The organism is Streptomyces glaucosporus (assembly GCF_039533345.1).
Taxonomy (GTDB): Bacteria; Actinomycetota; Actinomycetes; order Streptomycetales; family Streptomycetaceae; genus Streptomyces; species Streptomyces glaucosporus.
The window spans coordinates 33,547-52,258 of sequence record NZ_BAAATJ010000036.1 but is presented as its reverse complement, the minus strand read 5'-3'; the positions used below and the strand labels follow the sequence as shown (position 1 = coordinate 52,258).

General features: G+C 74.3%; 18 protein-coding genes. 14 read left to right on the top strand and 4 right to left on the bottom strand.

The features are described 5' to 3' along the window. Positions 1–12: 12 nt before the first annotated feature. Entirely contained in the window at positions 13–1,272 is a 1,260-nt protein-coding gene (locus ABD358_RS26465) for a vanadium-dependent haloperoxidase (protein WP_344633672.1), read from the top strand. Between the two features lie 100 nt (positions 1,273–1,372). On the opposite strand, the gene ABD358_RS26460 is transcribed toward ABD358_RS26465, so the two are convergent. The 3 genes from ABD358_RS26460 to ABD358_RS26450 all read right to left on the bottom strand — a co-directional run bounded on the left by ABD358_RS26460 (position 1,373) and on the right by ABD358_RS26450 (position 4,360). Then, positions 1,373–2,122, bottom strand: coding sequence for an MBL fold metallo-hydrolase (locus ABD358_RS26460; protein WP_344633671.1), 750 nt, complete (start codon positions 2,120–2,122; stop codon positions 1,373–1,375). Between the two features lie 228 nt (positions 2,123–2,350). Further along, positions 2,351–3,748 (bottom strand): GntP family permease, encoded by a 1,398-nt coding sequence (locus ABD358_RS26455; protein ID WP_344633670.1) that lies wholly within the window; start codon positions 3,746–3,748, stop codon positions 2,351–2,353. An 87-nt stretch (positions 3,749–3,835) separates the two neighbouring features. Next, positions 3,836–4,360 (bottom strand): gluconokinase, encoded by a 525-nt coding sequence (locus tag ABD358_RS26450; protein ID WP_344633669.1) that lies wholly within the window; start codon positions 4,358–4,360, stop codon positions 3,836–3,838. 129 nt (positions 4,361–4,489) lie between these two features. Here ABD358_RS26450 and ABD358_RS26445 point away from each other — a divergent pair, with 129 nt between their 5' ends. The 10 genes from ABD358_RS26445 to ABD358_RS26400 all read left to right on the top strand — a co-directional run bounded on the left by ABD358_RS26445 (position 4,490) and on the right by ABD358_RS26400 (position 14,600). After that, a complete protein-coding gene (locus ABD358_RS26445; RefSeq protein WP_344633668.1) occupies positions 4,490–5,191 on the top strand; it encodes a FadR/GntR family transcriptional regulator in 702 nt (233 codons plus the stop codon). 94 nt (positions 5,192–5,285) lie between these two features. Beyond that, the gene (locus ABD358_RS26440) at positions 5,286–6,074 is read left to right on the top strand and encodes a TSUP family transporter (RefSeq protein WP_344633667.1); all 789 of its coding nucleotides are present in this window, start codon (positions 5,286–5,288) and stop codon (positions 6,072–6,074) included. A gap of 82 nt (positions 6,075–6,156) precedes the next feature. Further along, positions 6,157–6,840 carry a FadR/GntR family transcriptional regulator gene (locus ABD358_RS26435; RefSeq protein WP_344633666.1) on the top strand — a complete coding sequence of 228 codons (684 nt, stop codon included), beginning with the start codon at positions 6,157–6,159 and terminating at the stop codon, positions 6,838–6,840. A 176-nt stretch (positions 6,841–7,016) separates the two neighbouring features. Next, positions 7,017–7,871, top strand: a complete 855-nt coding sequence (locus ABD358_RS26430; RefSeq protein ID WP_344633665.1) for a fumarylacetoacetate hydrolase family protein — start codon at positions 7,017–7,019, stop codon at positions 7,869–7,871. Between the two features lie 8 nt (positions 7,872–7,879). Then, the gene (locus tag ABD358_RS26425; RefSeq protein WP_344633664.1) at positions 7,880–9,244 is read left to right on the top strand and encodes an enolase C-terminal domain-like protein; all 1,365 of its coding nucleotides are present in this window, start codon (positions 7,880–7,882) and stop codon (positions 9,242–9,244) included. Beyond that, complete coding sequence (locus ABD358_RS26420) at positions 9,241–10,032, top strand: SDR family NAD(P)-dependent oxidoreductase (RefSeq protein ID WP_344633663.1); 792 nt, start codon at positions 9,241–9,243, stop codon at positions 10,030–10,032. The genes ABD358_RS26425 and ABD358_RS26420 overlap by 4 nt, the downstream gene beginning before the upstream one ends. 98 nt (positions 10,033–10,130) lie before the next feature. After that, on the top strand, positions 10,131–10,937 hold the full coding sequence (locus ABD358_RS26415; RefSeq protein WP_425576432.1) for an amidohydrolase family protein: 807 nt from the start codon (positions 10,131–10,133) through the stop codon (positions 10,935–10,937). 162 nt (positions 10,938–11,099) lie between these two features. Beyond that, the gene (locus ABD358_RS26410; protein ID WP_344633661.1) at positions 11,100–12,698 is read left to right on the top strand and encodes a hypothetical protein; all 1,599 of its coding nucleotides are present in this window, start codon (positions 11,100–11,102) and stop codon (positions 12,696–12,698) included. Between the two features lie 160 nt (positions 12,699–12,858). Beyond that, complete coding sequence (locus tag ABD358_RS26405) at positions 12,859–13,971, top strand: S-(hydroxymethyl)mycothiol dehydrogenase (protein ID WP_344633660.1); 1,113 nt, start codon at positions 12,859–12,861, stop codon at positions 13,969–13,971. Further along, positions 13,971–14,600, top strand: a complete 630-nt coding sequence (locus ABD358_RS26400) for an MBL fold metallo-hydrolase (protein ID WP_344633659.1) — start codon at positions 13,971–13,973, stop codon at positions 14,598–14,600. Before ABD358_RS26405 ends, ABD358_RS26400 begins: the two co-directional genes overlap by 1 nt. An 80-nt stretch (positions 14,601–14,680) precedes the next feature. Here the strand turns inward: ABD358_RS26400 and ABD358_RS26395 are convergent, their stop codons facing one another. After that, complete coding sequence (locus tag ABD358_RS26395) at positions 14,681–15,640, bottom strand: ABC transporter substrate-binding protein (RefSeq protein WP_344633658.1); 960 nt, start codon at positions 15,638–15,640, stop codon at positions 14,681–14,683. A gap of 83 nt (positions 15,641–15,723) precedes the next feature. Between ABD358_RS26395 and ABD358_RS26390 the strand changes: the two genes are divergently transcribed. From ABD358_RS26390 to ABD358_RS26380, 3 genes are read left to right on the top strand one after another with little or no spacing between them, the layout of a single operon-like run. After that, positions 15,724–16,722 (top strand): FecCD family ABC transporter permease, encoded by a 999-nt coding sequence (locus tag ABD358_RS26390; RefSeq protein WP_344633657.1) that lies wholly within the window; start codon positions 15,724–15,726, stop codon positions 16,720–16,722. Beyond that, complete coding sequence (locus ABD358_RS26385; protein WP_344633656.1) at positions 16,719–17,855, top strand: FecCD family ABC transporter permease; 1,137 nt, start codon at positions 16,719–16,721, stop codon at positions 17,853–17,855. The genes ABD358_RS26390 and ABD358_RS26385 overlap by 4 nt, the downstream gene beginning before the upstream one ends. Next, positions 17,852–18,706, top strand: coding sequence for an ABC transporter ATP-binding protein (locus ABD358_RS26380; RefSeq protein WP_344633655.1), 855 nt, complete (start codon positions 17,852–17,854; stop codon positions 18,704–18,706). The genes ABD358_RS26385 and ABD358_RS26380 overlap by 4 nt, the downstream gene beginning before the upstream one ends. Positions 18,707–18,712 lie beyond the last annotated feature (6 nt).

Below are 18,712 nucleotides of genomic sequence, written 5' to 3'. Positions count from 1 at the left end.
AAAGGAACATCCATGAACATTCCCAGATCCCGTGCGGCCCTGACCGCCCTCGCCTCGGCGGCCGTACTGGCCCTGACCGCCGCCCTTCCGCCCACCGCGGCGGACGGACCCCGGCCCCGCGCCTCGGTGGCCGTCGACTGGTACGACACCACGGCCGAGACCGTCGCCGCCGCCGGAGCACCCACCCAGGTCACCAACAACCGCACCTGGGCGATCGGATGGCTCGCGGCGGCACGCGCCACCCGCACCGTGCCCGCCCGCATCGCCCCGGAGGACCGCCGGGCCTACCGGGAGGCCGCCCTCGCCGCGGCGGTGCACCGCTCCCTGACCGCCCTCGCCCCGGACCGCGCCGAGCGGCTGGACGCCGCGCTCCGCGAGACCCTCGACCGTGTCCCCGACGGCCCCGCCGAGGACCTGGGCGTGGCGGCCGGCGAGCACCAGGCGGACCTGGTGCTCCGCGCCCGCCGGGGCGACGGGCTGGACCCGGCGTCGGTCAACGCCCCCTTCGCCGTCCCGGCGCCCGCCCCCGGCGTCTGGCGGCCCACCCCGCCCGCGTACGCGCCGGCCACCCAGTACGGCAGCCGCCTCGCACGGCCGTTCCTGCTGGACCGCGCCGACCGGTACCGCCTCCCGGCCCCGCCCGCGCTGGACTCCGCGCGCTACCGCGAGGACCTGGCGGAGGTCCGCGAGTACGGCGCCGCCGACAGCGGGCGGCGCACCGAGCGGCAGACGGAGACGGCGAACTTCTGGTACGGCTCCTCCCTGACCCTCTACACCGAGCCGCTGAGAGTCGCCCTGTCCCGGTCGAAGGGGACGGAGGCCGAGCAGGCCGAACTGGTCGCCCTGTTCCACGTGGCACTGGTGGACACCCAGATCGCCACCTCGGACAGCAAGTACGCCCACCGAAGGTGGCGCCCGGTCACCGCGATCCGCACCGGCGACATCGACCCCGACCCGCGGTGGACACCGCTGCACGACACCCCGGCCCACCCCGACTACCCGAGCGGGCACACCACCTACTCGGGCGCCGCCGAGGGCGTGCTGACCGCGCTCACCGGGCCGACGACCGCCCCGTTCGACCTGACCAGCCCGACCGCGCCCGGAGTGACCAGGACCTACACCTCCTGGCGCCGGCTGTCGGACGAGAACGTCGACGCGCGCGTCTACTCGGGCATCCACACCAGGACCGCCGACGAGGCCGGGATCGTGCTCGGCAAGCGCGTCGCCGAGCACACCCTCCGCAACGCCGGAGAGCTGTTCCGCCCCCTCTGAGCACTTTGGCGGCCGGCCCGCCGCGCCCGGGGGAGGGCCTCCCCGGCGGGACCCCGGCGCACGCCGTGCACCGGGCCGCCCCCGGCCGGGCGGGGGCGGCTCAGCCGGCCAGCTCGCGCGCGTGGTGCACCGCGGCCCGGACCGGCCCGCGGTGCACCGGCCCGTGGCCGGGGAGCAGGACGTCGGCGCCGAGCCCTTCCAGGGCGGTGAGGGAGTCCAGCGCGTGGGCCCGGTCGTGGTGGAACATGCGGGGGAGCAGCTGGGGGCCGCGGAGGGCGGAGGTGGGGTGCCCGTTGACGAGGGCGTCCCCGGTGATCAGGATCCCGGCCCGGGGCAGGTGGTAGGCGCTGTGCCCGTCGGTGTGGCCGGGGGTGTGGACCGGTACCGGACGCCCGGGGACGTCGAGCGGACCCGCGTCCGGGAACGCCCGGGGCTCGGCGACCGGCGTCTCCTTCTTGCCGCCGGAGCGCAGCGCGTGGAGGGCCCAGGGCAGGACTCCGGGCCGCCAGCCGTTGGCCAGGATCTGCCCGATGGAGACCTGTTGGAGGAAGTCCCGGCGTGCGTGGGGGACTTCCTCCCGGTGCGCCAGCACCGGCGTCCCGTACTCCGCGCGCAGGAACTCCGCCGAGCCGATGTGGTCGCTGTGGGCATGGGTGATCAGCACGGCCGCCACGGCGCGGGGATCGGCCCCGACCGCGGCCAGCGAGGCGAGCAGCAGTTCCCGGTCCCCGGGGTAGCCGGTGTCCACCAGGGTCACCGCGTCGTCCTCCCGGATGATCACCCAGTTGGTGTTGCTGCCCGTCACCAGGTGGACGCCCGACTCGGCCTCGACCACTTCGGGTACCCGCATGGCTTCCCCTCCCCCCGGCGGACCCGCCGGGCCGCCGCTCCCCAACCCCGTCGTGTACTTGACAAGGCTAGCGGTGCCGTACGGCGCTGTCGGTCGCCGGAGCGGATCACAGGGCGCGGCACCGGGGCCGCCCCGGCCGGGAGCCGGACCGTCTCCCCGCGCCCGCGGACGGCGGTGGCGGGAGCCCCCGGAGGGACTCCCGCCGCCGTGGAACGGGGGTTCTGGACGCTAGATCACCAGGGACAGCAGGAGCACCAGGGCGCCGGCCACCACCGAGATGACGGTCTCCATGACCGACCAGGTCTTGACGGTCTGGCCGATGTCCAGCCCGAAGTACTCCTTGACCAGCCAGAACCCGGCGTCGTTGACGTGGCTGAAGAAGAGCGAGCCGGCGCCGATCGCGAGGACCAGCAGGGCCGCGTGGGTGGTCGACATGTCGGCCGCCAGGGGCGCGACCAGGCCGGCCGCGGAGATGGTCGCGACGGTCGCCGAACCGGTGGCGAGACGGATGGCCACCGCGATCAGCCACGCCAGCAGCAGCGCCGGGATCGACCAGTCCTCGGAGAAGTCCAGGATCATCCGGCCCACGCCGACGTCGATGAGGGTCTGCTTGAACCCGCCGCCCGCGCCGACGATGAGCAGCACGCCGGCGATGGGCCCGAGGGACTTCTCGACGGTGGAGGCGAGCCGCTCCCTGCCGAACCCGGCGGCGCGGCCGAGGGTGAAGAACCCGACGATCACCGCGGCGAGCAGCGCGACCATGGGCGAGCCGACGACGTCGAAGGTCCGCTGCACGGCGTTCCCGGGGTCGTCCACGACGATGTCCACCAGGGCCTTGGCGAGCATCAGCACGACGGGCAGGAGCACCGTGGCGACGGTGACGCCGAAGCCGGGACGCCTCTCCAGTTCCTCGGAGGGACGCTCGGGGATCATCCGCTCGGGGACGGCCACGTCCACCCAGCGGGCCGCGTACCGGGAGAAGACCGGACCCGCGATGATCACGGTCGGGACGGCGACGAGGATGCCCAGGGCGAGGGTCACGCCGAGATCGGCCTCGAGCGCGTCGATCGCCACCAGCGGGCCGGGGTGCGGGGGGATGAGACCGTGCATCACGGACAGGCCCGCGAGGGCCGGGATGCCGATGCGCATCAGCGAGTAGTTGCCCCGCTTGGCCACCATGAGCACGACCGGGATCAGCAGGACGATGCCGACCTCGAAGAAGAGCGGCAGTCCGATCACCGAGGCGATGAGGACCATCGCCCACGGCATGGCTCGTCCGCCCGCCTTGGCGAGGATGGTGTCGACGATCTGGTCCGCGCCGCCGGAGTCGGCCAGCAGCTTGCCGAGGATCGCGCCGAGGGCGATCAGCACGCCCACACCGGCCACCGTGGAGCCGAGGCCGCTGCTGAAGCTGGCGATCGCCTTGTCCAGCGGGGCGCCGGCGAGGGCGCCGAGCGTCAGGGAGCCGATGGTCAGCGCCAGAAACGCGTGGAGTTTGAACTTGGTGATGAGCAGGACGATGACGGCGATGCCCGCGAGGACGGCGATCCCGAGCCGGGCGTGGCCCGCGGAGGTGATCGGCTCGACGGCGTCCGCTGCCAGCATCTCGACGCTGAGTCTGGTCACGGTCTGTTCCTTGCAGTGGGTCGGGGTGAGGGGGTGCGGCAGGCGCGGAGGCCGGGGCGGACGCGTCTGCCCGGGAGGGGGCCGCCGCTACGGGGCCGGCTGCCGCCGCCGGTGGTCGCGGAGGGCGGCGGCAGCCCGTTCGGCGATCTCCTCGGGGCTGCCGGAGACGTCGACGGCGAAGCCGGGTTCGTCCGGCTCCAGCGGCTGGAGCGTGGCGAACTGCGAGTCCAGCAGGGCCGTGGGCATGAAGTGGCCCTCGCGGTGCGACATGCGGTCCTCGATGAGCCGGCGGTCGCCGGCGAGGTGGACGAACACCACGCCCGGCGCGGCGGCCCGCAGACGGTCGCGGTAGCTCCGCTTCAGTGCGGAGCAGCTCACGACCCCGCCGAGTCCCTCCCGGCCGCGGGCCCAGGCGCCGATGTCGTCCAGCCAGGGCAGGCGGTCCTCGTCGGTCAGGGGCTGCCCTGCCGTCATCTTCGCGATGTTGGCCGCGGGGTGGAAGTCGTCGCCCTCGGCGTAGGGAACGCCGAGCCGGTCCGCGAGCAGGGGGCCGATCGTGGTCTTGCCGGTACCCGCCACGCCCATGACCACGACGACAGGGGAAGGGCTCATCGGTGCCTCGCTGTCTCCGTCGACATCTGTATGCCAGGTCACTGAAACCTAAAGGTCATATGAAATCAAGAGGCTGTGATGAAGTAATCTGACTTTTTGTTCGAGTGGGTGCTGCGTAGGCTGAGGGCCATGACGATTCGGGCCCCGGGACAGCACGCACGCGTACTGGACGTCCTCGGGCTCGCCATCACGGCCGGCGAGTGTCCGCCCGGCAGTGTGCTGCGCACCGACGAGCTGGCCGAGAGGTTCGGGGTGTCGCGTCCGGTGATGCGCGAGGCGGTCCGCGTCCTGGAGTCGATGCGTCTGGTGGAGTCCCGCCGGCGCGTGGGCGTCACCGTGCGCCCCACCGAGGAGTGGAACGTCTACGACCCGCAGGTCATCAGGTGGCGCCTGGCCGGTGCCGACCGCCCCCGTCAGCTGCGGTCCCTGACCGTGCTGCGCTCGGCGGTCGAACCCGTGGCGGCGGGGCTGGCGGCGCGCAACGCCACGCCCGAGCAGTGCGCGGAACTCACCGAGTGCGCCCTCGGCATGGTCGCCACCTCGCGCGGCCGGCAGCTGGAGGGGTACCTGGTGCACGACATCGCCTTCCACCGGATCGTCCTGAACGCCTCGGGAAACGAGATGTTCGCCCACCTCGGCGACCTCGTCGCGGAGGTGCTGGCCGGCCGCACCCACCACCAGGTGATGTTCGAGGACCCCGACCCGGCCGCCGTCACCCTCCACGTGCAGGTCGCGGAAGCGGTACGGGAGGGCGACGCCGCCCGCGCCGAGCGGCTGACCCGCGAGATCACGGTGGGCGCCCTCCACGAGCTGGACGTCCTGGCCCCCTGACCGCCCCCTGACCGCCCCCGCCGGGACGCTGCCGCGTCCCCGCACGGACCCCGCCGCGCCGGCGGCAGGCCAGGGCATAGCATCGACTCCCGACATGGACATCGGCATCTGGGGCTTCACGGCGCTGGCGGCGGCCGCGGCGCTCGTCGGCTTCTCCAAGACGGCGGTCAACGGAGCCAACACCGTCAGCCTCGCGGTCTTCGCGGCGGTGCTCCCTGCGCGGGAGTCCACCGGCGTCCTGCTGCCCCTGCTGCTGGTGGGGGACGTGATCGCGGTGATCACCTACCGGCGGCACGCGCACTGGCCGACACTGCTGCGGATGTTCCCCGCGGTGGTCGTCGGAGTCGTCGCCGGCACCGTGTTCGTGGCATGGGCCGACGACGCGCTGATCCGGCGGTCGATCGGCGCGATCCTGATCCTGATGGTCGCCGTGACGCTCTGGCGGCGCCGCGCGGCCGCCGGCGGGGACGCGGGGGGAGCGGACACCGGGCGCGGCCGGCCCCCGTCCCCGGAGCCGGAGCGACGGGCCGGGCGGTACGCGGTGCGGTCGTACGGCGTGCTGGGCGGCTTCACGACCATGGTCGCCAACGCGGGCGGGCCGGTGATGTCGCTCTACCTCCTCTCCGCCGGGTTCCGGAAGCTCGGCTTCCTGGGCACCTCCGCCTGGTTCTTCCTGGCCGTCAACGCCTTCAAGGTGCCGTTCATGGTCGGTCTCGGCCTGATCGGCGCCGAGTCGCTGCGGCTGGACGCGATGCTGGTCGTCCTCGTGGTGGCCGGAGCGTTCGTCGGGCGGGCGACCGCCGCCCGGATCGACCAGAAGCTCTTCGACCGGCTGGTGATCGCGGCGACGACCGCCGGCGGACTGCAGTTGCTGCTGCTCTGAGCCGGGGTTCTGCGACGATCGCCGCAGGCGCCGAGGACCCGCGACGGACGCGGGCCGGGACCCGGACGACGGAGGTTGCGGAATGTCCGTGACGGACAGGGCGATCGAGAAGATCAAGGAGATGATCGTCACCGGCAGGCTGTCGCCGGGCGCCCGCCTGCCGAAGGAGGAGGTGCTCGCCGAACAGCTCGGACTGTCGCGCAACTCGCTGCGCGAGGCGGTCAGGGCCATGACCGCGATGAGGATCCTGGTGGTCAGGCACGGCGACGGGACCTACGTCTCCAGCCTGGAGCCCCAGCTGCTGCTGGAGACGCTCTCCTTCGCCTCCGACGTCTCCCGGGGGGAGGCGGCCCGGCACCTCCTCCAGGTGCGGCGGATGCTGGAGCCGCGGGCGACCGCGATGGCGGCCGCGCTGATCGGGGACGAGCGGCTGCGCGAACTGCGGGAGGTCCTGGAGCGGTGCGCGCGGGCGGAGTCGGCCGAGGAGTTCGTCTCCCTGGACAGCGAGTTCCACCACATGATCGTGGAGACGGTCGGGAACCCGGTCCTCTCCGTACTGCTGCGGGCCCTCTCCACCCGGACCCACCACGTCCGGGTGGTGCGCGGCCGGGACGCCGCCGCGGCCCTGGAGGCCGCGCACCGCGAGCACGAGTCCATCCTCCGGGCGCTGGAGGCCCGTGACCCGCACCTTGCCGAGGCGGCGGCCGCGGTGCACGTCGCCGCGGTCGAGCGGTGGCTGGAGGCAGGCGGGGGACTGCCGGACTGAACCACCGGCGACAGACATCGGACCTTTTTGCTTGAAAACACGCGGTGGTTCGCTCCTGCGTCTTGAATTCGGCATACACATCCGAGGACTATGGCTTCACTGTGGACGGCCCGCCCCGGCACCGCACGCGACGCCGTGCCGCCGCGCCACCGTGCCGGCAGAGCGAAGGAGAATCCGTGAGACTCACCCGCCTCGGCCCCCAGGGCGCGGAGCGCCCGGCCGTCCTGGCCGACGACGGCCGGCCGCTGGACGCCTCCGGCGTGACCCGCGACTTCGACGGCGCGTTCTTCGCCTCCGGCGGCGTCGGACGCCTCCGCGCCGCCCTGGAGGAGGGCCGCCTCCCCGAACTCGACGTCCCGGCGGGCACGCGCACCGGGGCGCCGGTCGCCCGCCCGGGGAAGATCGTGTGCATCGGCCTCAACTACCGCGACCACGCCGCCGAGACCGGCGCCGCGATCCCCGAACGCCCGGTGGTCTTCCTGAAGGACCCGGGCACCGTCGTCGGCCCGTACGACGAGGTGCTCATCCCGCGCGGCTCGGCCCGCACCGACTGGGAGGTCGAACTCGGCGTCGTCATCGGATCCCGCGCACGCTACCTCGACTCGCCCGACGAGGCGCACGCGCTGATCGCCGGCTACGCGGTCAGCCACGACGTCTCCGAGCGCGAGTTCCAGCTCGACCGGTCCCCCCAGTGGGACCTGGGCAAGTCGTGCGAGACCTTCAACCCGCTCGGGCCGTGGCTGGTCACCCCCGACGAGGCCGGCGACCCGCAGAAGCTCGGACTGCGCCTGTCGGTGAACGGCCGCGAGCGCCAGGCGGGCCACACCTCCGACATGGTCTTCGACGTGGCGCACCTGATCTGGTACCTGAGCCGGCACATGGTCCTCGAACCCGGTGACCTGGTGAACACCGGAACCCCTGCCGGAGTGGCCCTCGGCCTGCCGGACGCCCCCTACCTGCGGGCGGGCGACGTGGTCGAGGCCGAGATCGACGGTCTGGGCCGCCAGCGCCAGACCTTCGTCCAGGCCTGAGGGCCCCCGTGCCCGCCGCGTCCCCCCGGATCACCGGGTTCGAGACCCACGACGTCCGGTTCCCCACCTCCGGGCAACTGGACGGCTCCGACGCCATGAACCCCGACCCCGACTACTCGGCCGCCTACCTGATCCTGCGCACCGACGCGGACGGGGACGCCCCGGAAGGCGCCGGAGGCGCCGCCGAGGGACACGGATTCGTCTTCACCATCGGCCGCGGCAACGACGTCCAGGTGGCCGCGATCGAGGCCCTGCGGCACCACGTCCTCGGCCTGCCCGTCGACGACCTGTGCGCCGACCCGGGAAAACTCGCCCGCACGCTGGCCGACGACAGCCAGCTGCGCTGGCTGGGACCGGAGAAGGGCGTGATGCACATGGCGGTCGGCGCGGTGCTCAACGCCGTGTGGGACCTCGCCGCCAAACGCGCCCGCAAACCCCTGTGGAAACTGCTCGCCGACGCCTCCCCCGAGTGGCTGGTCTCCCAGGTCGACTTCCGGTACCTCACCGACGCCCTCACTCCCGACGAGGCCCTGGCCCTGCTCCGGAGGGGCAGACGGGACAGGGAGCGGCGTGAGGCCGCGCTGCTGGAACGGGGCTACCCCGCCTACACCACCTCGCCCGGCTGGCTGGGCTACTCCGACGAGAAGCTCGCCCGGCTGGCCCGGGAGGCGGTCGCCGAGGGCTTCACGCAGATCAAGCTGAAGGTGGGAGCCGACCCGGCGGACGACGTCCGCCGGTGCCGCACCGCCCGCGCCGCGATCGGCGACGGCGTCCGCCTGGCCGTCGACGCCAACCAGCGGTGGGACGTGGCGGAGGCGGTCGCCCGGACGAGGGTGCTCGCCGAGTTCGACCCGTACTGGATCGAGGAACCCACCTCGCCCGACGACGTGCTCGGCCACGCCGCGATCCGCGCCGCCGTGGCACCCGTGAGGGTCGCCACCGGCGAACACGCCCACAACCGCGTCGTGGTCAAGCAGCTGCTGCGGGCCGGCGCGATCGACGTCCTCCAGATCGACGCCACCCGGGTCGGCGGCGTCAACGAGAACCTGGCGATCCTGCTGCTGGCCGCGAGGTTCGGCGTCCCCGTCTGCCCGCACGCCGGCGGGGTGGGCCTGTGCGAACTCGTCCAGCACCTGGCGATGTTCGACTACGTGGCGCTCAGCGGCACCACCGAGGACCGGGCCATCGAGTACGTCGACCATCTCCACGAGCACTTCCTCGACCCGGTGGTGATCCGCCGGGGCCACTACGCCGCCCCGACGGCACCGGGCTTCTCCGCCGCGATGAGACGGGAGTCCATCGCGCGCCACACCTTCCCCCACGGCGAGTACTGGGCCGCCCGGAGGGCGGCGGACGAGGAGGCCCCGGCATGACCGGCACCACCGACGGCGCGGGCACCACCGGCACGGACGGACTGCGGGGACTGCGGGCCCTCGTCACCGGAGGCGGCTCCGGGATCGGCCGGGCGGTGACCCGCGCGCTCGCCTCCGGCGGCGCGCACGCGGCCGTCCTCGACCTCGCCCCCGACTGCGGGGAGGAGCCGTGGACGGGCCTGACCGCGGACGTCGCCGACGACGCCTCGGTCCGCGCCGCCGTCGAGGAGGCGGCCGCGCGCCTCGGCGGCATCGACATCGTGGTCAACAGCGCCGGGATCGGCGCCGTGGGAACGGTGGAGGACAACCCGGACGAGCAGTGGCACCGGGTGCTGGACGTCAACGTGCTGGGCATCGTCCGCACCACCCGCGCGGCCCTGCCCCACCTGCGGCGCTCCGCACACGCCTCGGTCGTCAACATCTGCTCGATCGCCGCCACCGCCGGACTGCCGCGCAGAGCCCTGTACTCCGCGAGCAAGGGAGCGGTCGCCTCCCTCACCCTCGCCATGGCGGCCGACCACGTCCACGAGGGCATCCGCGTCAACTGCGTCAACCCCGGCACGGTCGACACCCCCTGGGTGGCCCGGCTGCTCGACGCGGCCGGGGACCCCGGCGCCGAGCGGGCCGTCCTGGAGGCCCGCCAGCCCATGGGCCGCCTGGTGACGGCCGAGGAGGTCGCGGCGGCCGTCGTCTACCTGGCCGGACCCGCCTCGGCCTCGGTCACCGGCACCGCCCTGGCCGTCGACGGCGGCATGGCCGGGCTGCGCCCGCGCCCGGCGGCCCGGTGACGGCCGGGAAGACGGCCGGGAAGACGGCCGGGAAGGAAGCGGCCGCGGCCGGCGCGGACGGAACGCGGACCGTCGACGCCCACCACCACGTCTGGGACCTGCGGACACGGGACCAGGAGTGGCTGGCCGCGGACGGACTCGCCCCGCTGCGGCGGAACTTCCTCCTGGCGGACCTCGTCCCCGAGGCGGCCGCGGCGGGCGTGGACGCCACCGTGGTGGTGCAGACCGTCACCGTTCCCGAGGAGACCCCGGAGCTGCTCGCCCTGGCCGACGCCGACAACCCGGTCGCCGGCGTGGTCGGCTGGACCGACCTGACCTCCCCCGGCGTCGCCGACGCCCTCGCCGGACTCCGCGAACGGCCGGGCGGCGACCGCCTGGTGGGCATCCGCCACCAGGTGCAGGGCGAGCCCGACCCCCGCTGGCTGCTGCGTCCGGACGTGGCCCGCGGCATGCGGGCGCTGTCCGAGGCCGGCCTCGTCCACGAACTGGTGGTCCTGCCGCACCAGCTCCCCGCCGCCGTGGAGGCCGCCGCGGCCCACCCCGACCTCGTGTTCGTCCTGGACCACCTGGGCAAACCGCCGGTGGCCGACGGCCGGTCCGAACCGTGGGCCGGGGACCTCCGGCGGCTGGCCGGGCTGCCGAACACGGTCTGCAAGCTCTCCGGACTGGTCACCGAGGCCCGCCGGGACGCCTGGACGGTGGCGGACCTGCGCCCGTTCGCCGACACCGCCCTGGAGGCGTTCGGCCCCCGGCGGCTGATGTTCGGCTCGGACTGGCCGGTCTGCCTCCTCGCCGCCTCCTACGGGCGGGTCGTCGACACCGCCCGCGCCCTCACCGCGCACCTCGCCCCCGCCGAGCGGGCCGAGGTCTTCGGGGGGACCGCGGCCCGCGTCTACGGGATCTGACCCGCCCGCGCACAGCGGGGGAAGCGGGGGAGGGGACGGGACCCGGGGACGGCACGGGGCCGGGAACCCCGGCCCTCCCCTTCCGGCTGTCGGACTGTGGGCGCCCGCCGTTACACTCTGGAACGGCGTGGTCACACGTGATCGGCGACGGGGGGAGTCGTGATGTCCTGGGGACCTCAGAACGGCGGCACGGGCTTCGGAGACCCGGGTTCCGGCAACACGGGCTTCGCGGTGCCACCGCCGCCGCCCCTGCCGCCCTCCCCGCCTCCCGCGCCGGCGGACCCGCTGCGGGCCGTCGCGGTGGCACTGCTCAACCTCGGCGGTCTCGGGCTCGGCTACGCGCTGATACGCCGCTGGGCCGCGGCGGCCGTCTGCTGGACCGCGACCGGCGTCCTGCTGCTGGCCGCCCTGCCCGCCGATCCGGACGGCGTCCCCGGCGGCCTCCTCGCCGGATACCTCGCGCTCCTGGGGGCCGCGGCCGTCCACGGCGCGGTCCGCGGACTGCGCACACCGCTGTCCTGGCCGCCGCGCCCGCCCGTCGCCGTCCTGCTCGGCCTGGTGCTCCTCGCCGTACCGGCCGGAGGCGCCGCGGCGTACACCGGGGCGCGGGACGAGGCCGTGGAGCGGATGCTCCTGGACCGCCTCGACCGGGCCGACCGCCTCGTCCGGACCGCCGGGAGCAAACCGTTCGCCGCGGCCGAACCCGACTACCGCGAGGCGCTGGCCGTCTACCGCGACCTCAGCGCCGGCCACCCGGGCTCCAGAGCGGCCGGCCGCGTCCCCGACCGGCTGGAGACGTACTACGAGACGGTCGGCGCCCCGTACGGACGGAAGCGGTACTGCGACGCCATCGCACCGCTGGAGCACCTGCGCACCGTGCCCGGCACCATGGGCGGGAAGGCACTCGGCTCCCTGGCCGACTGGCCCGACGAGAGACTCGCCACCTCCCTCTACGAGTGCGGAGCGGAGGAACTCGGCGACGGCGACGACGGCGCCTGGGAGAAGTTCGGGGACCTCCTCGCCGACTTCCCCGGATCCCCGCAGGCGCAGAAGGTCGACTCGGCCGTCGCCGCCACGATCGACGAGGCCGCCGAGGGGCTGAAGGGCGACGACCCCTGCTCGGCCGTCGAACGGCTGCGCGCCATCGGCACCGGCGTAGCCGGCCTGCCCGGGGAGGAGGCGGGCCTGGCCGACGCCCTGGACGAGAACGCCGGCAGGGCCGACAGGAGCGCGCGGTCGGGCGCCTACGCCTGCGGCGTGGACCGGTACCGGGACGGCCGCTTCGACGAGGCGATCGAGACCCTGAACGACTTCGTCGACACGCACAAGCGCGACAGGAACCGGGCGCGCGCCCAGAAGATCGTCATAGCCGCGGAGATCGCGCAGGAGATCCCCGAAGCGGGCAGGCGCCTGCCGACGACGGCCTCCGGGGGCAGCATCGCCGTCACGGTCAAGAACGACAGCCCCGAGAAGATCAGGATCCTCTACACGGGCCCCGTCACCGGCAGCTTCACCCTCCCGGCGTGCGACGACTGCTCGACGTACCCCAGCGCCCTGACGGCGGGGTCGCAGGCGTGCAAGGACAGCGGCAAGAACTATCCGCAGCGGACCGTCCACCTGCCCGCGGGCACCACGTACTTCCTGCACAAGCCGATGGGGGGCTCCGGCGCGTCCCCCGCCACCGACACCGTCGAACTCGACCACGGCTACATCTACACGGAGTGCGCCTACACCACGCAGAGCTTCGGCTTCGGTTCCTGACGGGCACCCGCCCGGCCGCCCCGACACGGCCCCGACGGCGCCGCATGTGCTTGGAGGTCCCTCCCGTTGCGGGTAGGTCTCGGACGAGGCCGTATCCCGGGGCCGCGAGACGGCGGTCCCGGGGCCGGCCGTCCGAGTGAACGCGAGAGAGGTCGTGGAGATGTCGCAGAAGGTGCGGGCGGTGGTGGCCCGGGGCAAGGGCCTGCCGGTGTCGGTGGAGACGATCGTGGTGCCGGATCCGGGGCCGGGGGAGGCGGTGGTGAGGATCCAGGCGTGCGGGGTGTGCCACACCGACTACCACTACCGGCAGGGCGGGATCTCCGACGACTTCCCGTTCCTGCTCGGCCACGAGGCCGCCGGGGTGGTGGAGGCGGTCGGCGCGGGCGTGGAGGAGGTGGCGCCGGGCGACTTCGTGATCCTCAACTGGCGGGCGGTGTGCGGGCGGTGCCGGGCCTGCCGGCGGGGGAAGCTGTGGTACTGCTTCGACACCCACAACGCCGCGCAGAGGATGACGCTGGACGAGGGCCCCTCCCGGACGGAGTCCGGGGGAGGCGCCGAGCTGACCGCGGCGCTGGGCATCGGGGCGTTCGCGGAGAAGACCCTGGTCCATGCCGGACAGTGCACCAAGGTCGATCCGGCCGCGTCGCCGGCGGTGGCCGGACTGCTGGGCTGCGGGGTGATGGCCGGGCTCGGGGCCGCGCTGAACACCGGGGGCGTGCAGCGCGGCGACAGCGTGGCGGTGATCGGCTGCGGCGGGGTGGGCGGCGCGGCGGTGATGGGCGCGAACCTGGCCGGCGCCGCGCGGATCATCGCCGTGGACATCGACGACCGGAAGCTGGAGGTCGCCCGGTCGCTGGGCGCCACCCACACGGTGAACTCCCGTGAGAACGACGCGGTGGAGGCGGTGCGGGAGCTGACCGGCGGGTTCGGCGCGGATGTGGTGATCGACGCGGCCGGGGTGCCGGAGACCTACCGGCAGGCGTTCTACGCCCGGGACCTGGCGGGGACGGTGGTGCTGGTGGGGGTGCCCACCCCGGAGATGAAGCTGGAGCTGCCCCTGCTGGACGTGTTCGGCCGGGGCGGGGCGCTGAAGTCGTCCTGGTACGGCGACTGCCTGCCCAGCCGGGACTTCCCGATGCTGATCGACCTGTACCTGCAGGGCCGGCTGGACCTGGACGCCTTCGTCACCGAGACCATCGCCCTGGACCAGGTGGAGGAGGCGTTCGACCGCATGAAGGCCGGCGACGTGCTGCGTTCGGTGGTGGTCTTCTGATGGCCGCCCGGATCGACCACCTGACCACCTCGGGCGTCTTCACCCTGGACGGCGGCGCCTGGGAGGTGGACAACAACGTCTGGATCGTCGGCGACGACACCGAGGCGATCGTCATCGACGCCGCCCACGACCCGGACGCCGTCACCGCCGCGCTGGCCGGCCGGCGGCTGACCGCGATCGTGTGCACCCACGCCCACAACGACCACGTCAACGCCGCACCGGCGCTGGCCGAGGCCACCGGCGCCCCGATCCTGCTCCACCCCGACGACCGGCCGCTGTGGGAGCTGACCCATCCGGGCCGGGCCCCGGACGGCGAGCTGGCCGACGGGCAGACGCTGACGGTGGCCGGCACCGGGCTGAGGGTGCTGCACACCCCGGGTCACGCGCCGGGCGCGGTGTGCCTGTACGCGCCCGACCTGGGCACGGTGTTCACCGGGGACACGCTGTTCGCGGGCGGACCGGGCGCGACCGGGCGGTCGTTCTCCGACTTCCCGACCATCATCGCCTCCATCCGCGACCGGCTGCTGACGCTGCCCCCCGAGACGGTGGTGCGCACCGGGCACGGGGAGTCCACCACCGTCGGAGCGGAGGCCCCGCACCTGCGGGAGTGGATCGACCGCGGCCACTGAGACCGGCGGCGGCCCGTCCGAGCCGTGCCCGGCACCCCATGGCCGGGTGCCGGGCACGGCGGACGGGGGCGGGGCCGGGCTCACCCGGCGTACGCGGCCTCGATGTCCTCGACGACCTTCTCCATCGCGTACGGGCCCGAGCTGCTGCTCCACACCTGGCCGTCGACCCCGCTGACCCGGTCGTCCCGCACCGCCTTCAGACGGGTGAAGGACTTCTGCTTCCCGGCGGCCTCGAGGGCCTTCTCACCCTCGGCGTTGAGGGTGGCGACGAAGACGCGGTCGGCGTCGATCTCGTCGAGGTTCTCCAGGGACAGCGGGTCCGAGTGGGGCGCCTTCAGGTCCTCCGCGATCGGCATGAGCGTGGCCCCCGCCTCCTTCAGCAGGCCGCTGGGCATGTTGGCGGCGTTCATCACGATGGGGCCGGCGGGCATCCAGCGGACCACCACGGCCGACCCCGGGTCGTTCCCGCCCGCGGCGTCGGCCGCGCGGTCCAGCAGGGCGCCGAGCTTCTTGTCGAAGGCGGCCTTCTCGCCCAGGGCCTCGGCGTAGGTCTCCGCCGGCTGCTTCCAGTTCTCGTTCTTCGGGACGACGGTGGGCGCCACGGCCCTGAGGGCCTCGTACTGGGACTTCTCGATCCTCGGCGAGGCGAGGATCAGGTCGGGCTCGGCCTTGAGGATCGCCTCGATGTTCGGCTCCTGCACCGTGGCGACCAGCGGCACGGAGTTCGCCTTGTCGCCCAGGTAGCCGGGGACGGTGTCCGCGCCGCGGGCGCTGCTCGTGCCGACCGGTTCGACGCCCAGGTACAGCGCGGTGTCCAGGGAGGTGTCACCGAGAGCGACGACGCGCTTCGGGTCGGAGGGGACCTTCACCGTGCCGTAGGCGGTCTCCACGGAGCGTTCGGCCTGCGTCCCCTTGCCGTCGCCGCTCTCGCCCCCGCTGCCGGAATCAGAACCTCCACATGCGCTCAGGCCAATGACCAGGGAGGAAGCGAGCGCGGCCTGGAGGAGACGACCGATTCTGGGCAGGGGGAAGCGGGACATGGTGCGTCTCCTGTACGGGGATGGTGCCGGTAGATGAGCGTAGGCTAACCTAACCGATGTATTGCCCATCAAGAAGGTGTCGTGTGACGCTCCGTAAGATTCTGCTGCGCGGCCTGCTGCCGGCGACCGGTGTGCTGCTGGCCGCCGTCGCGGCCGGCCTGCTCGTCGGCGCCGGCGACGTCGGGCCCGCCCGGGCCGCCGCCGCGCTCCTGGGCGACGGCGACGCGGACGCCCGCTTCACCGTGCTGGAGCTGCGGCTGCCGCGCACCGCCGTGGCGGTCGCGGTCGGCGCCGCGCTCGGTGTCGCCGGAGCCGTCCTCCAGGCCACCGCCCGCAACCCGCTGGCCGAACCCGGGCTGCTCGGGGTGAGCGCCGGAGCGTCCTTCGCCGTCGTCCTCGCGATCGTGCTCGGGGCGAGCGCCACCACGGTGGGCCCGTACGTCGCGGTGCTGGGGGCCGCGGCCGGCTGCCTGCTCGCCCTGGGCGCCGCCCGGCTGCGGGGCGCGGGCGACGACCCGGTCCGGCTGGTGCTGGCCGGCGCGGCGTTCAGCGGACTGATGGGCGCGGCCTCCTCCGTGCTCCTCCTGGTCAACCAGCGCGCCGCCGACGAAATACGGTTCTGGACCGTGGGCTCGGTCGTCGGACGCGGCACCGACGACCTCCTCGCCGTGCTCCCCGTCCTGCTGACCGGCCTGGTCGTGGCGGTCGCGGCGAGCCCCGCCCTGTCCGCGCTCAGCCTCGGGGACGACGTGGCCACCGGCCTCGGCCACCGCCCGCGCCGGGTGAGGGCGGCGGCCGTCACGGCCGTCGCCCTGCTGGTCGGCGGGGCCACGGCGGTCGCCGGGCCGATCGCCTTCGTCGGCCTGGTGGTGCCCTTCGCCGCCCGGGCGCTGGTCGGCCCGGACCTGAAGCGGCTGCTGGCCGTGTCGGTGCTGCTGGGGCCGGCCGTGGTCCTGCTCGCCGACGTCGTCTCACGGCTGGTCGTCCGCCCGTACGAGATGCCGCTGGGCGTGATGACCGCACTGTTCGGCGCACCGGTCCTGGTCGCCGTCGTCCGCTCGTCGAGGTTGCCCGCGCTGTGAAGACGCCGCCGAAGACCCCCGCAGCGACGCCCGCCGGGGCGTCCGTCCCGCGCCCGCGCCCGCCCCGCGAGCCGGTCGTCCCGTCCGTGCCCGCCGCGCCGCCCGGCACGTTCCGGCTGGCCGCGGGCGGCCTCTCCGTCCTGGTGCCCCTCAGACCGCTGCTCGCCGCCGCCGGGCTCGCGCTGCTCCTGGCCGCGGTGGGCGCCGTGGGACTGTCCGTCGGCGACATCGCGGTGGCCCCGGTGGACGCCCTGCGCGCGGCGGTGCCGGGCACCGGCAGCCCGCGCGACCTGCTGGTCGTGAAGGAGCTGCGCATGCCCCGGGTCGAGGCCGGCATCGCGGTCGGCGCGGCGCTGGGGGCGGCCGGCTGCCTGATGCAGACCCTCTCCGGGAACCGGCTGGCCACCCCGGACACCGTGGGGCTGAACAACGGCGCGACCGCGTTCGCCGTCGCCGGCATCGTCGCCGTCCCCACCAGCCTGCTGCCCTCGGCGACGGCCCTGGCCGGCGCTGCCACGGCCGCCGCCCTCACCCTCGCCCTCAGCGGAGGGGCCGGGCAGCGCGGCTACCGGTTCCTCGTCGTGGGGCTGGGGGTCGGCGCGGTCTTCGGCGCCGTGACGAACCTGATCCTGTCCCGGGCCGAGGTGGACGCGGCGAACGCCGCGTTCGCCTGGACCGTCGGCACCCTCAACAGCCGCTCGGAGACGGCGGTCACGGCACTGGAGGCGGGGCTGCTCGTCTGTCTGCCGCTCGCGGTGGTCCTGGGACGGCGGCTGAACGTGCTCCGCTTCTCCGACGCCGTCGCCACCGGCCTGGGCGTACGGGTGCGGCCCCTGCGCGTGGCGGTGCTGCTCACCTCCGTCGTCTGCGCCGGACTGGCCGTGGCCGTCGCCGGTCCCCTGGGCATGATCGCCCTGGCCGCGCCCGAGGCCGCCCGCCGCCTGACCGGGCCGGGGCCCGTCCCCGTGGTGACGTCCGCGCTCGCCGGAGCCGTCTTCACACTGCTGGCCGACCTGGTCGGCAGGACCGCGATGGCGCCCCTGGAGATCCCCGTGGGGCTGGTCACCGCCGTCGTCGGAGGCCCGTACCTGCTGTGGCTGCTGCTCACCACCGGCACGAGGAGAACCCCGTGAACCCCGTGAACGCCGTGAAGTCCGTGAACCCCGTGGATCCCGCGTCCGGGGCCCGCCGGCTGGAGACCAGATCGCTCACCCTCGCCCACGGACGCACCCCGATCGTGCGGGAGCTGGACGTCGAGCTGCCGCCGCACCGGGTCACCGCGATCGTCGGCCCCAACGGCTGCGGCAAGTCGACGCTGCTCAGCGGACTCGCACGGCTCCTCGTACCGCGCGGGGGCGCGGTGCTGCTGGACGGCCGGGAACTCGCCTCGGTCTCCACGCGGGAGGTGGCCCGCACGGTCGGCCTGCTGCCGCAGTCGGCCACCGCGCCGGACGGCCTCACGGTGCGTGACCTGGTGCGCTACGGCCGCCAGCCCCACCAGGGGCTGCTGCGCCAGTGGTCGAAGGCCGACGCCGAGGCGGTGGAGGCGGCCCTGGACGCGGCCGATCTGAGGGAGCTGGCGGACCGGCGGCTGGAGACGCTCTCCGGCGGCCAGCGGCAGCGCGCCTGGATCGCGATGGCGGTGGCGCAGGACACCGAGATCCTGATGCTGGACGAACCGACCTCCGCCCTCGACATCGGCCACCAGCTGGAGGTCCTGGAGATGATCCGCGGCCTCGCGGCCCGGGGGCGCACGGTGGTGCTCGTCCTGCACGATCTGACCACGGCCTGCCGGTACGCCGACCACATGCTGGCGCTGCTGGACGGACGGATCGTGGCGCAGGGCGCCCCCGCGGAGATCATGACCCCCGGCCTGGTGCGCACGCTGTACGGGGTGGAGAGCACCATCCTCACCGACCCCGTCCACGGCACACCCGTGGTGTGCCCCACGGCTCTGGCGGCGGGTCCCGCGGCGGTCTCCTGACGCGCG

Bases quoted from the DNA above. Each gene is read 5' to 3' on its own strand.
- ABD358_RS26465 (WP_344633672.1), top strand. From the start codon at position 13: ATGAACATTCCCAGATCCCGTGCGGCCCTGACCGCCCTCGCCTCGGCG.
- ABD358_RS26460 (WP_344633671.1), bottom strand. From the start codon at position 2,122: ATGCGGGTACCCGAAGTGGTCGAGGCCGAGTCGGGCGTCCACCTGGTG.
- ABD358_RS26450 (WP_344633669.1), bottom strand. From the start codon at position 4,360: ATGAGCCCTTCCCCTGTCGTCGTGGTCATGGGCGTGGCGGGTACCGGC.
- ABD358_RS26445 (WP_344633668.1), top strand. From the start codon at position 4,490: ATGACGATTCGGGCCCCGGGACAGCACGCACGCGTACTGGACGTCCTC.
- ABD358_RS26440 (WP_344633667.1), top strand. From the start codon at position 5,286: ATGGACATCGGCATCTGGGGCTTCACGGCGCTGGCGGCGGCCGCGGCG.
- ABD358_RS26435 (WP_344633666.1), top strand. From the start codon at position 6,157: ATGTCCGTGACGGACAGGGCGATCGAGAAGATCAAGGAGATGATCGTC.
- ABD358_RS26420 (WP_344633663.1), top strand. From the start codon at position 9,241: ATGACCGGCACCACCGACGGCGCGGGCACCACCGGCACGGACGGACTG.
- ABD358_RS26410 (WP_344633661.1), top strand. From the start codon at position 11,100: ATGTCCTGGGGACCTCAGAACGGCGGCACGGGCTTCGGAGACCCGGGT.
- ABD358_RS26405 (WP_344633660.1), top strand. From the start codon at position 12,859: ATGTCGCAGAAGGTGCGGGCGGTGGTGGCCCGGGGCAAGGGCCTGCCG.
- ABD358_RS26400 (WP_344633659.1), top strand. From the start codon at position 13,971: ATGGCCGCCCGGATCGACCACCTGACCACCTCGGGCGTCTTCACCCTG.
- ABD358_RS26395 (WP_344633658.1), bottom strand. From the start codon at position 15,640: ATGTCCCGCTTCCCCCTGCCCAGAATCGGTCGTCTCCTCCAGGCCGCG.